Consider the following 15,174-nt stretch of genomic DNA (forward strand, 5'->3'; position numbering starts at 1 on the left):
GATTGAAACGATTCAATACTTTGGGGCGCCCACATGCATGAAGCCAACCCGCAGCGCGACGGCATGTCCCGACGCGCGGTCCTGGCCGCCGGACTGACCGCGGGCGCCGCCCTGGCGCTCGGGGTGGGGGCCTCATCGGCGGTGGCGGGGGCGGGAGGCGCCGCAGACTGGTTCGCGGCCCCGGCCCGCTCGGTGCGGCCCCGGTTCCGCTGGTGGTGGCCGGACGGTCTCGTGGACCCGGACGAGATCGCCCGCGAGATCGACCAGATCGCGGACGCGGGCTTCGGCGGTGTGGAGATCGCCGCCGTCCACCACAGCATCAAGGACAAGTCGGTCCTGGACACCGCGCACCACGGCTGGGGGAGCAGACCCTGGCGGGACGGCGTCGAGGCCGCGCTGCGCCGCGCGGCGAGACGTGGTCTCACCGTCGACCTCACCCTCGGCCCCAGCTGGCCCGTGGCCGTCCCCGGTCTCACGCCCGACGATGATGCCGCCGCCAAGGAACTCGCCCACGGCCGCGCCCCGTTGACCGGTGGGAGCACCTACCAGGGGCCCGTCCCGCCACCCGTCCACGCCGCGGCCGCGGGGGTGACCCGTCAGCAGCTCCTCGCCGTACAGGCCGCCCGGGTCGAGCCCGCCCACTCGACCCGCAAGGAGACCGGACTCGACCCGGAGAGCGTCCAGGACCTCACCGCGACCGTCACCGACGGCACGCTGACCTGGACCGCGCCGGAGGGCGGGGACTGGGTGCTCATCTCCTACTGGGTGCGTGGTTCGGGCCAGCAGCCCGAGTCCGGCCCCCACTCCGCCCCGGCCGCCTACGCCGTCGACCACTTCAGCCCGGCCGGCACCACAGCGGTCACCTCCTACTGGCAGGACCGCCTGCTGACCCCCTCCGTGCGGCGCCTGTTGCGAGCCGCGGGCGGCTCCTTCTTCGAGGACTCCGTGGAGTTGGAGAGCGACGGACTGACCTGGACACCCCTGCTGCCCGAGGCCTTCGAGAAGCACACCGGACGGCCGCTGCTGCCGTACCTGCCCGCCCTCGTCCTGGACAACAGCAACCAGGTCTTCGCCTTCGAGGCGCAGTTCACCCGCCAGATCCGGCACGACTTCTGGGAGACCGTCTCGGGCCTCTTCAACCGCAACCACCTGACGGCCCTGCGGAACTGGGCGCACGCCCTCGGCATGACCCTGCGCTCGCAGCCCTACGGCCTCCAGACGGACGCCATCGCCTCGGCCGCGATCCTCGACATCCCCGAGGGCGAGTCCCTCGGCTTCAAGAACCTGGACGACTACCGTTGCCTGGCCGGCGGCCGGGACATGGCGGGACGGACCGTCCTGTCCTGTGAGGCGGGCGCCTACAACGGATCCGCGTACAGCACGACGTGGGACCGCTTCCTGCGCACCATGGGCGGCGCCTACGCGGCCGGCGTCAACCAGACCGTCGTGCACGGCTTCTCCTACGCCACCGCCCCCGGGGTGAACTGGCCGGGATTCGCCGCCTTCAGCCCGTACAACGGCACCGCCGGCTACGGCGAATCCTGGGGACCGCGCCAGCCCACCTGGCGGCACGTCGAGGACATCTCCGGATACCTGGGCCGGGTCCACCAGGTGCTGCAGAGCGGGACCGCGAGAGCGGACGTCGCCGTGTTCCGGCAGACCGGCTACACCGCCACCGGAATCGGCGCCTCCTGGTTCACGGCGACCGGCGTCCCGCTCGGCTGGACCCATCAGTTCCTCAGCGGACCCCTCCTCGACCTGCCCTCCGCCACCGTCTCGGACGGCCGGCTCGCCCCCGACGGCCCCGCCTACAAGGCCCTGTTCGTCGAGGGCGACTTCTTCTACGGCTCCACCCCCACGCTCGCCGTCGAGGACGCCCGCAAGATCCTCGCCCTGGCCGAGGCGGGACTTCCCGTGGTCCTGTTCGGAGCCTTCGACCAGGCGCTGACTCCCGGCGTCCCGGACCAGGGGGAGACGGACCGGCTGCGCGACCTCCTCGGCCGGCTGCTCACGCTGCCCCACGTCGTCCGCGTCACCGACAAGGCCGCGGTCGGCGACGCCCTCGCCGGGCTCGGGGTGGGCGCCGACGTCCGGCACGCCACCGCGTCCACGCTCCTCAACGCCCACCGGGTCACCGCCGACGCGGACTTCTACTACCTGTGCAACGGCAAGCACGCCGAGACGGTCAAGCCGCCCGTGGCCGCGATCGACCACGACGTCACCCTGCGCCGCACCCACGGCGGCCAGACCGTGCCGTATCTGCTCGATCCCTGGACGGGCGAGGCGGTCCGGCTCGCGCGCTACACCGACGACGGGGCCGACATCACCCTGCGGGTCACGCTCCAGCCGGGGCAGACCACGATCGTCGCCCTGGGCCGGCCGGGGCTGTTCGGCGACCGGCATGGCACCAGTGCGCACGCCGAGGCCACCGACGCCGACGCGGTGCTGTTCACCGAGCGGGGGCTGACCCTGCGTGCCCGCACCGCCGGTACCTGGACCACACGCCTGCCCCGGGGCCGTACCGCCACCACCAGGATCCCCGCCGTGCCCGCGCCGATCACGCCGGCCCGCTGGGAGCTGGAGGTCGAGGACTGGTACCCGGGCTCGGACGCCACCCGGACCGAACACGTCCGGCGCGGCGTCACCCTCGAGACGCTGAGGCCCTGGTCGCAGATCCCCGAGCTGGCCGACTCCGCGGGCATCGGCCGGTACCGCACCACGGTCACTCTGCCGGCCGACTGGACGTCGTCCCACGGCGCCGAGTTGGAGCTCGGGCAGGTCAGCGACACCTTCCGGGTGAGCGTCAACGGCAGGCGCCTGCCCGCGGCCGACCGGCTCCACCCCGTCGTGGACCTCGGCCCCTTCCTGCGGCGCGGTGCGAACACGCTCGAGATCGAGGTGGCTACCCCGCTCATCAACCGGCTCAGGGTCGCTCAGCCCACGGTGTTCGGCGGGGTCGCCCGCCAGGATCACGGTCTGATGGGGCCGGTGAGACTGGTTCCGTATGTGCAGGCGGTCGTGCGCTGACCGACGAAGGGCGCGCCCGTCCCGTGCCGGGCGCGCTCTTGTTACGTAGGAAGCCCGCAGTACAGGAACAGATGCGGTTCGGTAGCGCCGTCGGGATGGTCCGGGGTGAACTCCACGGCCTGCTCGTGCTCCACGGCCAGACCCGCGTCGCGCACCACGGCCAGCATGTCCTCCGCGGCGAAACTCGTGGCCCGGACCGGCTGGCCCATGAACTCGACCGCCAGGTCCTCCACGTCCACGGGCACGGTGGCGAGCACCAGGCTCCCGCCCGGCCGCAGAGCCCGCGCCAGCCGCCCCAGCACCTCCGACTGCTCCGCGCGGGTCATCTGGAGCAGCGAGAAGTACACGCACACCGCGTCGAAGGAGCCCTTCTCCAACGGCAGTTCACGGATGTCCGCGTGGCGGAACACGGCCTGCGGCACCTGCCGGGCGGCGAGGTCGACCATGACGGGCGAGACATCCACTCCCAGCACCTCGTGGCCCGCCGCCACCAGCGTCGACGCCGTGGGACGGCCGGTTCCGCTGCCGACGTCCAGGACCCGGCTGCCGGGGCCGAGCCTCCCGAGCAGCCACTCCAGGGACGCCAGGTGAGTCTCGGAACGCGCGAACGCCTTCTCGTACGTCAGCCCCAGCGCGTCGAAGACCGCTGCTGCCCGCTGCCCTTGGTCTGCCACGACCTGCTCCCCCCTCGCGGTGTCCGGGCATCGTAGCCCGGCCGTGCCCGCCCCCGGCACGGCTTGCGGACGAGAGCCGAGGCGGGCAGGGTTCGACCGTGGCCACCCTGCTGATCGTGCATCACACGCCCTCGCCCAACTGCCAGGCGATGTTCGAAGCCGTCGTCTCCGGTGCGACGGCGCCGGAGATCGAGGGCGTCCATGTCGTGCGCCGCGCGGCCCTGTCCGCCACGGCCTCGGACGTGCTGGAGGCGGACGGCTACCTGCTGGGCACCCCGGCCAACCTCGGGTACATGTCCGGAGCCCTCAAGCACTTCTTCGACCAGGTCTACTACCCCTGCCTCGACGAGACCCGCGGCCGCCCGTTCGGCGTCTACGTGCACGGCGGCAACGACGTCACCGGCGCCCTGCGCGGCATCGAGTCGATCACGACGGGTCTCGGCTGGCGCGGTGCGGCCGAACCGGTGACCGTCACCGGCGAACCGGCCAAGGCCGACATCGAGGCGTGCTGGGAGCTGGGGGGGACGGTCGCGGCAGGACTGATGTCCTAGGGGTCGCGGAGGGTGCCTTCCGCGGTGCCGCCCGGTGTGATCAGGCCGCTCTCGTAGGCGAGGACCACCGCCTGGACACGGTCGCGCAGCTCCAGCTTCGACAGGATCCGGCCGATGTGCGTCTTCACCGTCGTCGGACTGAGGAACAGCCGCTCCGCGAGTTCGGCGTTGCTGAGCCCCGTCGCCAGCAGCCGCAGCACCTCCAGCTCACGAGGCGTCAGTCCGGACAGGTCCCGGTGCGGGTCGGCCGAGGGAGCGGCCTGTTCACGCCGGGCGAAGCGCTCGATCAGACGGCGTGTGATCGTGGGCGCCAGCAGGGCGTCGCCGGACCGCACCAGCCGTATGGCGGCCACCAGATGCTCGGGCGTGACGTCCTTGAGGAGGAAGCCACTGGCCCCGGCGGTGAGCGCGGCGTAGACGTAGTGGTCGAGGTCGTACGTGGTCAGGATGAGCACCCGGAGCTCGCCCGCGGCGTCGTCGGCGAGGATCCGCCGGGTCGCCTCGATGCCGTCCATGCCCGGCATCCGGATGTCCATGAGGACGACATCGGGGCGGGTCCGCCGGACCGCGGCCACCGCCTCCGCCCCGTCCGCCGCCTCCGCCGTCACCTCGATGCCGTCCGCGGTCAGGATCATCCCGAACCCGGTCCGTACGAGGGCCTGGTCGTCGGCGATGACGGCCCGCAGCCTGTTGTCGTGCACGGTGTTCACGCCGTCAGCCAACGTAGCCACTCCTTGCCTGTGCAGTCCGCCGACGCAGCGGCTCCACCAGTTCGTCGACCCGCCGGGGTGGCCGCTCCGCCCGATTGCTGCCGGAGCCGTCCCGTCGCGGTGGCCGCTCCGCCCGATTGCTGCCGCAGCCGCGTCGCCGGGGTGGCCACTGCGCCCGACCGCTGCCGGAGCCGCCCCGCCGAACCGTCGCCGCTCACACCGTTCGCCACGGCACCTCCGCCCTGATCCGGAAGCCCCCGGCGAGGGTCGGGCCGGCCGTCAGTTCGCCGCCGTAGACCGCGAGGCGCTCCCGCAGACCGATCAGCCCGCGGCCGTTCCCGTCCGCGGCCACCCCGTCGCGGACTCCGCCGGTGTCCATGACCTCGATCTCCAACCGTTCACCGGACCAGCCGACGGTGACGACGGCCTCGGCGCCGGGCGCGTGCTTGATGGTGTTGGTCAGCGCCTCCTGGACCACCCGGTACGCCGTGAGGTCCACGCCGGGCGGCAACGGTTCCGGGGGCAGCGAGACCGCGACGCCGACCGGTGTCCCGGCGGCCCGCACCCGGTCGATCAGCGCGTCCAACTGCCCCAGGCCCGGCTGCGGTTCCAGGCCGTCGGCGGGGGAGTCCGGGCGGCCGGTGTCCGGCGCGGCCAACAGGCCCATCACATGCCGGAGTTCGGCCATCGCGGCCCGGCCCCCGGCCTCGACCGCGAGCAGCGCCTCCTTGGATCGCTCCGGGGCCGCGTCCATGACCTTGCGCGCGGCGCCCGCCTGGATGACCATCACGCTCACATTGTGGGTCACGACGTCGTGCAACTCGGCGGCGATCCGCGCCCGTTCCTCCTCCACGGCCCTGCGCGTCGCCTCCCCGTGCGCCCGCTCCAGCGCGGCGAACCGGTCCCGGCTGGCCGCGAGGCGACGCCGCCCGAACCGGACCACGCTGGCCACCACCCCCGCCACCAGCAGCACCACCCCGGGACTCGACCACCCCGGCAGCACCGGCTGCGTCGACCGGAAGGCCACACCGGCAAGGACGGCGGCGACAACGAGCCCGACCATCGCACCCGCCCGGTGCCGGCTGTGCATCACCGCGCTGTAGGTGCCGATGACGCAGGTCAGAACGTTGATCCAGGAGGCGTCGTCGCCGATGGCCAGCCCCGCGCAGAGCACCACGGCGAACACGGTCAGCGGAAACCGCCGCCGTGCCGCCAGCGGCAGCGCCGACAGCATGATCAGTCCCCACGGCGGTGAGGATGCCGACGGCTCGATCCGCCCGCCCGGAAGAACGGGAGGCCGGGGCGGCACCGGCGCCCCGTACTCCATCTTCGACACCTGTACCGGCCCGTCACCGGGATAACGCGACGCCACCACCAGCGCGACCACCGTCAGCAGCACGGCCAGCACTACGTCGAAGTACAGCGACCGCCGTGACAGCGCGGCGCCCTTCGCCTCCGGCCGCAGTGCGAAACGCACCTGCCGTAGCCATCGGCGCAGGTCTTCCGTCCCCATGAGCACATTGTGCGGTCCCGTTCCCGTCCGCGCGTCCGCCTCGACGACCAACCCGCCCTCCCGCGGGCGTACTTCGCAGGGATGACCCCCGGCCGGCTCCTCCGAGCGGAGGGCCGCATGTCGGTGTCCCGGCCGACGCGCCGGCAACCCGCCCGCCCGTACCTTCGCCACGCCGACAAGGACACGACCCGACGACCGACAGGACGGGCACCTCCCATGACCGCAGTGATCGAACTGAAGGGCGTGGCCAAGCGCTACGACAACGCCGGCGCACCCGCGCTCGGACCGCTCGACCTCTCCGTCGCCCAGGGCGAGGCCCTCGCCGTGACCGGCCCCTCCGGCAGCGGCAAGTCCACGCTGCTGAACCTCGTCGCAGGGCTCGACAAGCCGACCGAGGGCACCGTGACCGTCGCCGGGCAGCAGGTCGACCGGCTCGGCGAGCACGCCCTGGCCCGCTTCCGCCGGGAACGGATCGGCATGGTCTTCCAGTTCTTCAACCTCCTCGACGACCTCACCGTCCTCGACAACATCCAGCTCCCCGCCCAGCTCACCGGAACCTCACGGCGCACGACCCAGACGCGGGCGCAAGAGCTCATGGAGGTGCTGGGCATCCAGAAACACGCCCGCGCCTACCCCGGCCGCCTCTCCGGCGGTGAACGCCAACGCGTCGCCGTCGCACGGGCGTTGGTGAACCGCCCGGCCCTGCTGCTCGCCGACGAACCGACCGGCGCCCTCGACAGCGCCTCGGGCCAGGACGTCCGGGAACTCCTGGTAGACCTGCACCGCGGCGGCCAGACCATTGTGCTCGTCACCCACGACCCGGCCCTGGCCGAGGCTTGCGCGAGCCGCACCGTCCACCTCGTCGACGGCCATGTCGCCCTCGACTCCCGTGCGGAGGCCGTGCGATGACCGGACCCCTCGTACGCGTCGTCCGCTCCGGCGTGGGCCGGCGCCGGGTGCAGACCGTCGTCATCGCGATCGCCACGATGATGGCCGTGGCGGCCGCCGTGGTCGCGGGTTCCCTCATGGTCGTCTCGAACGCGCCCTTCGACCACGCCTTCGCCGCCCAGAAGGGCGCCCACCTCACCGCCGAGTTCGACCCGGCGAAGGTCACCGCCGAACAGCTCGGGGCCACCGGGCAGGTGGACACAGTCAGCGCGAGCGCGGGGCCGTACCCCTCCACGGTCATCGAGGCGACGGACTCGTCCGGCCGCCGGCCTCCCGCCATGACCCTGGTCGGACGGCCTCGTCCGCACGCGGATGTGGACGACCTGGACCTCGCGTCCGGCCGGTGGGCGAGGAAACCCGGCGAGATCGTGCTGAGCTCCTCCTACCAGGGGCCCGCCTTCACGCTGGGCGACACCCTGACAGCCTCGAACACGACTCTCACGGTCGTCGGTTTCGCCACCTCGGCCAGCAAGACCGCCGACCTGTGGGCAACTCCCGCGCAAGTCAGGGCCCTTGCCTCCAAGGAACACCCCGTCACCAGTCAGATGCTCTACCGCTTCGACTCGGCGGGCTCGAAGGGGGACATCTCCGCCGACCGCAAGAAGCTCCTCGCCGCCGTCCCGTCCGGTGCGCTCCTCGGGACCCAGTCCTACCTCGACACCAAGCGCGCCGCCGACCACGGCGCCGCCCCGACGATCCCGTTCCTGGTCGCCTTCGGGGTCCTCGGCATCGTCATGTCGGTGATCATCGTCGGCAGCGTCATCAGCGGCGCGGTCGGCACCAGCCTCCGCAGGATCGGCATCCTCAAGGCCATCGGCTTCACCCCACGCGAAGTCGTCCGCGCCTACGTGGCCCAGGCGCTCATCCCGGCAACCGTGGGCATCGCGCTGGGAGTCGTCCTCGGCAACCTGCTGGCCGTGCCGCTCCTCGACGACACGGAGCAGGCGTACGGCACCGCCACTTTGTCCGTCGCCTGGTGGGTGGACGTCGTGGTCCCCGCCGGAGCGCTGCTGGTCGTCGGGATCGCGGCCTTCGTCCCCGCGCTGCGGGCCGGGAGGCTGCGCACGGCCGAGGCCATCGCCGTCGGCAGGGCCCCGCGCACCGGACGCGGTCAGTGGGCGCACCGCGCGGCGGGCCGACTGCCGCTGCCGCGAGCGGTGACCTACGGCCTCGCCAGTCCCTTCGCGCACCCGGTCCGCACCCTCGCGATGCTGCTCGCGGTGGCGTTCGGCACGATCGCGGCAACCTTCGCCGTCGGCCTCACCTCCTCACTGAACGAGGTCAACGCGGTGCAGGACCCCGAGAACCGTTCCGCGGTCACCGTCTTCACCGGCGGTCCGGCCGTGGCGGGTGGCGAGCACGTCCCGGCACCGGGCACTCCGGAGCCCGAGCCGGCCGACCCGGCACAGGTGAGTGCCGCCATCAAGGGGCAGTCGGGCACCGTCTCGTACTACGGCATGGGCCAGCAGGACGCCACCGTGGCCGGGGTCTCCGGAACCGTCCGGGCGACCCTCTACCAGGGCGACTCCCGTCGGGGCGGCTACGCCATGATCTCCGGGCACTGGCTCACCGGCGCGGGCCAGGTCGTCGTGCCCGGCCAGTTCCTGGAGACCACCGGCACCGAGGTCGGCGACACCGTACGCGTGACCGTCGGGAAGGAGACCGCCGTCCTGCGGATCGTCGGCGAGGCCTTCGGCACCTCGGACGACGTGCTGGAGATCCAGGCGAACTCCGCGAACTTCCCCGCGACCAGGCCGCAGGTGTTCCTCGTCGACGTGAAAGCGGGCGTCTCCGCGGTGGCGTACGCCGAGAAGCTCGCCGCGCGGATCGAGCCCCTCGGCGCCGACGCCCGGGCCAACACGCCTTCCGAGCAGGACAACTTCGTGCTCGTCCTGAACACGATGGCCGCGCTTCTCACCCTCATGCTCGTGTCCGTCGCAGCCCTCGGCGTCCTCAACTCCGTCGTGCTGGACACCCGGGAGCGCGTCCACGACCTGGGCGTGTGCAAGGCGCTCGGCATGTCACCCCGGCAGACCGTGAGCCTCGTCCTCGCCTCGGTGGCCGGCATCGGCGTGCTCGGCGGTCTCGTCGGCGTCCCCGCCGGATACGCCCTGCACGGATTCGTGCTCCCGGTCATGGGACACGCGGCCGGCACCAACCTGCCCAGGTCGGTCCTTGACGTCTACGACACCCCGCAACTGCTTCTGCTGGGCCTGGCCGGTCTCGTCATCGCCCTGCTGGGCGCGATGCTCCCGGCGGGCTGGGCGGCGAAGTCCCGCACGGCGGTGGCCCTGCGCACGGAGTAGCCCTCACTCCTCTCGGCGCAGGCTGAGAACCAGGTCGCGGGGCAGGCCGTGGGTGTCGTGCAGGTACTCGTAGTCCTCCTCACCCAGCGGCCCCCGGTACCGCGGCCCGGACAGCAGCCGCCGACCGCGCTCCAGCAGCCTGTCGAACCGGCGTTCCTCCTCCAGCAGCACGTCATGGACGAGCCCTGTCCCGCAGCTCGTCCGGAAGTGGTCCAGCGTGTGCCGGAGGAGCTCCACCGGCAGGTCGGAGAGCGTGCGGGACGGGTCGTCGCGCCGCAGGGTGGTGAGCAGGCGGCGGACGACGCGGCGCAGGACGTAACCGCGGCCGGTGGTGGACGGCCGGACCCCGTCACCGATCACGACGACACCGGAGCGCAGATGGTCGCAGACCAGACGCAGCGGCGGCTCGTCGAGTCCCCACAGGGGAGGCAGCAGTCGCATCCATGGCTCGAACAGGTCGGTGTCGTAGACCGAGCCATGGCCCTGCAGGATGGTGACCAGGCGCTCCAGCCCCATGCCGGTGTCGATGCTCGGACGCTCGAGGGGCTGGAGGGAGCCGTCCTCGAGACGGCGGTACCGCATGAATACGTGGTTCCAGATCTCCACCCACCGCGGGTCCGTGGTGGGGGTGCCCTGGGGCGGGGTGCCGCCGGTCCACACGAAGATCTCCGAGTCGGGGCCGCACGGGCCGACGGGCCCGTGGGACCACCAGTTGTCCTCCCGGGTGAGTTCCACGGGCACTCCCGACTCCTGCCAGGTGCGCAGCGATTCGAGGTCGGGGCCCACCTGCTCGTCACCGCCGAAGACCGTGACGTGGAGTCTCTCCCGGGGAATGCCGAAACCGTCACGGAGCAGCTCGTAGCCCCAGCGCAGGCTCCGCGAGTGGCCGTAGTCGCCGAGCGACCACGAGCCGAGCATCTCGAACACCGTCAGATGGGTGGAGTCGCCGATCTCGTCGAGATCGGTGGTGCGCAGACAGCGCTGCACGTTGACGAGGCGGCTGCCCCGGGGGTGGGGGCGGCCCTCCAGATAGGGGGGGAGGGGGTGCATGCCCGAGGTGGTGAACAGCACCGGGTCGCCGGGCGGTGGCAGCAGTGTGCTGCCGGTGATCAGGTGGTGTCCGCGTTCGCGGTAGAAGTCGGTGAAGAGGCTTACGGTCCGGTCGGTGTCCATGGCAGTGGTCCTTCGGTCTCGTGGGACCGGAAACGACCGCGGGAACAGACGGCGACCAGAGGTCGTGCACCGGCGGTCCGTCTCCGGCCGCCGGGGGAGTGGGGGAGGTCAGGCGTCGGCAGCCGGCGAGCTGGTCGCTCGCGCGGCTGCGGTGTGGGTACAGCTCCTGATCTCCATACGGTCAACGGTACGCACAGGCGTCCCGGCTCGTCACTCGGATTTCGCGGAGGGGGCCCTGCGGAAGCCCCTGCACCGCTGTTCCTGCCGTATCAGCGACCGGCTTCCGTGCGCGGCCTGCGCCTCGGTCAGGGCGATGCGCAGTGCGGGCTCGATCTCCGCCGGCAGGCCGCCGAGGTCGGGCCGGCGCACGATGTGCTGGGCGACGTCCCGCAGCTTGGTGTTGGTGCGCTGGGACACGGTCTTGAGAACCTCCCACCCCTGGTCGGGACGGAGACCGCTGAGGGCGAGGACGACACCGATCGCCTGGTCGACGACGGCGTGAGAGACGAGGGCCTGCCGGAGCTGGGCGTTTTCCTCCTGCAGTTCTTCGATCTTCTCAACCAGCTCTTCGTCTTGCGTCATGCAGTCCTGTCGCCCTCTCCTCCGGTGCCCGGCGACTTCCGCGGTCGCCATCCGTCCAGCCTGGACGGGTGGGACCGTCCGTGACGAGCCACCGGACGCACACCTTGTGACCAGGCAGGACAGAAAACGAAACGGGGTCGCGAAGCATCGTGGCATTCGCGGGTATGTGCGAAGAGGAGCCGAGCCGAGAGTGGGAGGACCTGGCTGCGATGGAGACGCTGACGTTCGACAGCGACGACCTGGACCGTACTGAGGACTTCCTCAGTCATGCCTACGCGAAGATGCGGATCGGCAGCGGTACCTCGGACAGCAGTCGTGCTCGCATCCACCGCACTGCCATCGACTCGGTCAGCGTCGACGAACTCGACCTGGACTTCGACATGAGCTACGCCGTCACCCCGCTGGGCCGGATCTGCCTGTGCGTCGTCCACGAGGGCACCATCGAGGACCACGTCTACCAGGGTGTCTCGGACTCCTTCGGCCCCGGCGACGTGGTGTCCTTCGCCCCTCCGGAACTTTCCTACGCGGGCCGCATCCACGCGGCCCGCTACAACATCACCATGCTGGACCCGGAGCTGCTCACCCAGGTCGCGGGGGCCACGGGCGGACGGCGCCCGGAACCGGTCCGGCTGACCGGTCACCGGCCGCACACCCCCGCCGCCGGTGACCGGCTGCGGTCGACCATCCGCTATGTGCAGGACCACGTGCTGTCGGATCCCGCGGTCGCCGACCAGCCGCTCGTCGCCTCCACGGCCGCCCAGCACCTGGCCGCGACCGTCCTGGCCACGTTCCCCCACACGGCCTCCGCCGACCCCACCGGCTCCGAGCGCCAGGACGCCCACCCCGCCGCCCTGCGCCGCGCCCTCGCCTACATCGACGACCATGCCGACCGGCCCCTCACCGTCGCCCAGATCGCGGAGGCGTCCCACATCAGCGTCCGCGCGCTGCAGTACGCCTTCCGCCGGCACCTGGACAGCACCCCGCTCGCGTACGTCCGGCAGGCCCGCCTGTCCCACGCGCATGACGAGCTGACGGCCGCCGACCCCGAGGACGGAGCCACGGTCACCGACATCGCCGCCCGCTGGGGCTTCTACCACCCGGGGCGCTTCGCCACGCTCTACCGGCACTCCTACGACCGCTCACCGCGCCGTACGCTGCACGACGGCTGACGTCTCCTCTGCGGCTGGTGACAAAGCGTCCACCGGGCCCTGCGTTCTTGTGAGCAACCACCGAGAGCCGCGCCCGCGCAGCCCTACGGTCCCAGCATGAACACGAGTCGCAGCAGAGGAAGAACCCCGAGGACGCTACGTGTCGCGGCGCTGGCGGTGCTGCTGACCACCGGGGCGTTCACGCCGGCGGCGTCCGCGCAGAGCGCGAGAACCGAGACACCCGTCGGGACGAGCGGGGGTGTGACCGAGACCGTCGTACGCGTGAAGGCACCCCTGCCGGCGTCCTTCGGGGCCCGTCCGGCGGCGTGCGACTGGCTGTCGTATCTGCGCTACCGGTCCTCGTCGGGGCCCGTGTCATCGGCGGACGCCGACCGGGTCCTGGTCGCTCAACCGGGCATCCTGGAAGGTGCCGGAGCCTTCGACAGCGTCGCCCGCAACACCGTGACCCGCGCCGCCGAGCAGGGCCGGCACATCGAGTTCTGGGCCCTGGACCGGCGGTCCAACTGTCTCGAGGACCGCACCGGAATCGCCTCCGGCGACCAGCACAGCGCCGTCGACTACTACTACCGCGGCAAACAGGTCCAGGGCCGCACCTTCGCCGGGTTCGTCGGCAACGACAAGCTCGGATGGATGGCGAAGCTCGGCATCGAGCAGACCGTACGCGACGAATACGACCTGCTCGCCGCCGAGTTGCCCGACCAGGGCGTCCGCAAGGACAAGGTGCTGTGCGGCGGTCACTCGCTCGGCGGTGTCATCACCGGGTACTTCGCCGCCGCCGACTTCGACGGCGACCCCGCCACCACCGCCGACGCCGGACACAACCAGTGCGCCGGCTACTTCGCCCTCGACACCACCGTCTCCACGTCGCTCGGCGACCTGAGCGGCAGCATCCCGGACGACACCAACCTGCCGGACGTGGGCCTCGGTTACGGCGTGGTCCAGGCCGGACTCGACAGTGGACTGCTCCCGCGCTCGCTGTCGGCGCCCGTCCTGCTCAACCCCGAGACCATGACCCTGCTCGCCATCGCGGGCGTGGGTGCCCTGCAGGATCCGGGCGGCGAGGCCGACCTGCCGCGTTATCTGCCCGCCAACACCAACATCGAGGCCACCAACCGCTTCCTGTTCTCCAAGGACACCGCCACCTTCCTCACCGGCTCACCCGCGGTGAAGGACTTCCGGCTCACCAACGAGGCGATCCTCGGTTCGCTGATGGACGACCAGTCCGTCCCGCTCGCGTTCCTCCAGAGCAGCGTGGGCTTCTTCGACGGCGGGCCCATCACCGACAAGAACTTCCCCGCGGCCAACGGGAGTTCGTCGCAGCCGGGCCTCTTCGGCACCGAGTACAAGGCCGTTCCCGCCGAGCCGCACGGTCCGCTCTACACCTGGCGCGACTACGACCGGGTCGGCGACCCGGACGACCCCGGGTACCGGTCGTCGGACGGAACGCCGTTCACCGCGGCGGGCAAGGAGGTCACCGCCATCCAGGAGCTGGCGCGCAGCATGGCCGCGCAGCCGCTGGACTTCACCGAGCAGTACTTTCCGACCAAGCTGGTCACCGACCTCGAACTGGCCACCTCCCCGCAGGTGAAGCGGCTCGTCGTGCACCCCGACGGGCTCACCGCCAACCCGACCCTCACGGTCCTCGCGGGCGACGGACTGCTCGCCGGCTGGGTTCCGGCCGACCTGCACCCCGTGGTCGCGGACGGCTACCAGCACCTCGACGTGCTGACCGCGGCGCCGGTGCAGAACGACGGTCGGCCCGAGCCGGTGTCCTCCGCCCTCACGGAGTTCGCCCGCACTCCTCGATAGCCGGACGGCACGTGGATGGGCCCGGGAGGAACTCCTCCCGGGCCCATCCGTGCGCCGTCGCTCAGACCTTGCCCGCGGCGAAGGTCGCCGCCGCGTCGGCGTTCGCCGTGTAGCCGAGGTGCGCCAGCGTGTCGTTGCCGCCCGCTTCGCAGACGGGGTCACCCTTGGCGCAGAAGTCGATGGTGCGGCTCTGGTACGTGCCGGTGACGCTCTTGCCGATCGCCCGGATCGGGTTGCCGAACAGCAGCACCGCGGCCACCCGTGACTCCAGCGCGGCGGGAATGGTGGCCACGATGGGACTGCCGACCACGGCACCGGCGCTGCTGATGCCGAGGGAGTTGTCGACGACGTTCGCACCCTGCGAATAGCCGACCAGAAGGAAACGCTGATTCGGACAGGCGGCCGCCTGGCTGTTCACGTGGTTCACCAGATCCGCGTTGCCCTGCGCGGCCGAGGTGAGGGAAAGGTCCGCGGGATAGTTCACCTTGTAGCTGGTCAGATTCCGGCCCGTGAGTTTCTTCTGGAGCGCGGAGTACACCGGGTCACCGACGATCAGGCCGAGGTTGCCCGGCTCGAACGTGCCGCGAGCGGCGACGACGTCGATGTCCGAGCAGGCCGCGGCGGTTGCCGATGGTGCCGAGACGGTGGCCACACCGGCCCCGCCGACCAGCGAGAGCGCGGCGAGGTACAAGCGAATACGCATGGGGATCCT

General features: G+C 71.7%; 12 protein-coding genes. 6 read left to right on the top strand and 6 right to left on the bottom strand.

Going from position 1 to position 15,174, the window contains the following annotated elements; genetic code table 11:
• The first annotated feature begins 33 nt into the window (after positions 1 to 33).
• Entirely contained in the window at positions 34 to 3,027 is a 2,994-nt protein-coding gene (locus OG841_RS43575) for a glycosyl hydrolase (protein ID WP_371569893.1), read from the top strand.
• 41 nt (positions 3,028 to 3,068) lie between these two features.
• Here the strand turns inward: OG841_RS43575 and OG841_RS43580 are convergent, their stop codons facing one another.
• Positions 3,069 to 3,701, bottom strand: a complete 633-nt coding sequence (locus OG841_RS43580) for a class I SAM-dependent methyltransferase (protein WP_328636308.1) — start codon at positions 3,699 to 3,701, stop codon at positions 3,069 to 3,071.
• A 98-nt stretch (positions 3,702 to 3,799) separates the two neighbouring features.
• On the opposite strand from OG841_RS43580, the gene OG841_RS43585 reads away from it, so the two are divergent.
• Positions 3,800 to 4,252: a flavodoxin family protein gene (locus OG841_RS43585; protein ID WP_371569895.1), complete on the top strand. Its 453-nt coding sequence runs from the start codon at positions 3,800 to 3,802 to the stop codon at positions 4,250 to 4,252.
• Here the strand turns inward: OG841_RS43585 and OG841_RS43590 are convergent.
• On the bottom strand, positions 4,249 to 4,974 hold the full coding sequence (locus OG841_RS43590) for a response regulator (protein WP_371569896.1): 726 nt from the start codon (positions 4,972 to 4,974) through the stop codon (positions 4,249 to 4,251). The two genes, OG841_RS43585 and OG841_RS43590, sit on opposite strands and share 4 nt — an antisense overlap.
• A 202-nt stretch (positions 4,975 to 5,176) precedes the next feature.
• Positions 5,177 to 6,475, bottom strand: a complete 1,299-nt coding sequence (locus tag OG841_RS43595; RefSeq protein WP_328636305.1) for a sensor histidine kinase — start codon at positions 6,473 to 6,475, stop codon at positions 5,177 to 5,179.
• Positions 6,476 to 6,691: 216 nt separating this feature from the next.
• Here OG841_RS43595 and OG841_RS43600 point away from each other — a divergent pair, with 216 nt between their 5' ends.
• Together OG841_RS43600 and OG841_RS43605 are read left to right on the top strand one after the other, a co-directional pair.
• The gene (locus OG841_RS43600) at positions 6,692 to 7,384 is read left to right on the top strand and encodes an ABC transporter ATP-binding protein (protein WP_365120903.1); all 693 of its coding nucleotides are present in this window, start codon (positions 6,692 to 6,694) and stop codon (positions 7,382 to 7,384) included.
• Positions 7,381 to 9,729, top strand: coding sequence for an ABC transporter permease (locus OG841_RS43605; protein WP_371569899.1), 2,349 nt, complete (start codon positions 7,381 to 7,383; stop codon positions 9,727 to 9,729). Before OG841_RS43600 ends, OG841_RS43605 begins: the two co-directional genes overlap by 4 nt.
• Before the next feature lie 3 nt (positions 9,730 to 9,732).
• Here OG841_RS43605 and OG841_RS43610 read toward each other — a convergent pair whose 3' ends face one another.
• Complete coding sequence (locus OG841_RS43610; protein WP_371569901.1) at positions 9,733 to 10,902, bottom strand: alanine--tRNA ligase-related protein; 1,170 nt, start codon at positions 10,900 to 10,902, stop codon at positions 9,733 to 9,735.
• A gap of 210 nt (positions 10,903 to 11,112) precedes the next feature.
• A complete protein-coding gene (locus tag OG841_RS43615; RefSeq protein ID WP_328636301.1) occupies positions 11,113 to 11,484 on the bottom strand; it encodes an ANTAR domain-containing protein in 372 nt (123 codons plus the stop codon).
• Positions 11,485 to 11,693: 209 nt separating this feature from the next.
• Here OG841_RS43615 and OG841_RS43620 point away from each other — a divergent pair, with 209 nt between their 5' ends.
• Both OG841_RS43620 and OG841_RS43625 read left to right on the top strand, forming a co-directional pair.
• The gene (locus OG841_RS43620) at positions 11,694 to 12,653 is read left to right on the top strand and encodes a helix-turn-helix transcriptional regulator (protein ID WP_328636300.1); all 960 of its coding nucleotides are present in this window, start codon (positions 11,694 to 11,696) and stop codon (positions 12,651 to 12,653) included.
• Positions 12,654 to 12,749: 96 nt separating this feature from the next.
• Complete coding sequence (locus OG841_RS43625; RefSeq protein ID WP_328636299.1) at positions 12,750 to 14,462, top strand: hypothetical protein; 1,713 nt, start codon at positions 12,750 to 12,752, stop codon at positions 14,460 to 14,462.
• A gap of 61 nt (positions 14,463 to 14,523) precedes the next feature.
• Here OG841_RS43625 and OG841_RS43630 read toward each other — a convergent pair whose 3' ends face one another.
• Positions 14,524 to 15,165, bottom strand: a complete 642-nt coding sequence (locus tag OG841_RS43630) for a cutinase family protein (protein ID WP_328636298.1) — start codon at positions 15,163 to 15,165, stop codon at positions 14,524 to 14,526.
• Between the last annotated feature and the right edge of the window lie 9 nt (positions 15,166 to 15,174).

This window comes from Streptomyces canus, assembly GCF_041435015.1.
Taxonomy (GTDB): Bacteria; Actinomycetota; Actinomycetes; order Streptomycetales; family Streptomycetaceae; genus Streptomyces; species Streptomyces canus_G.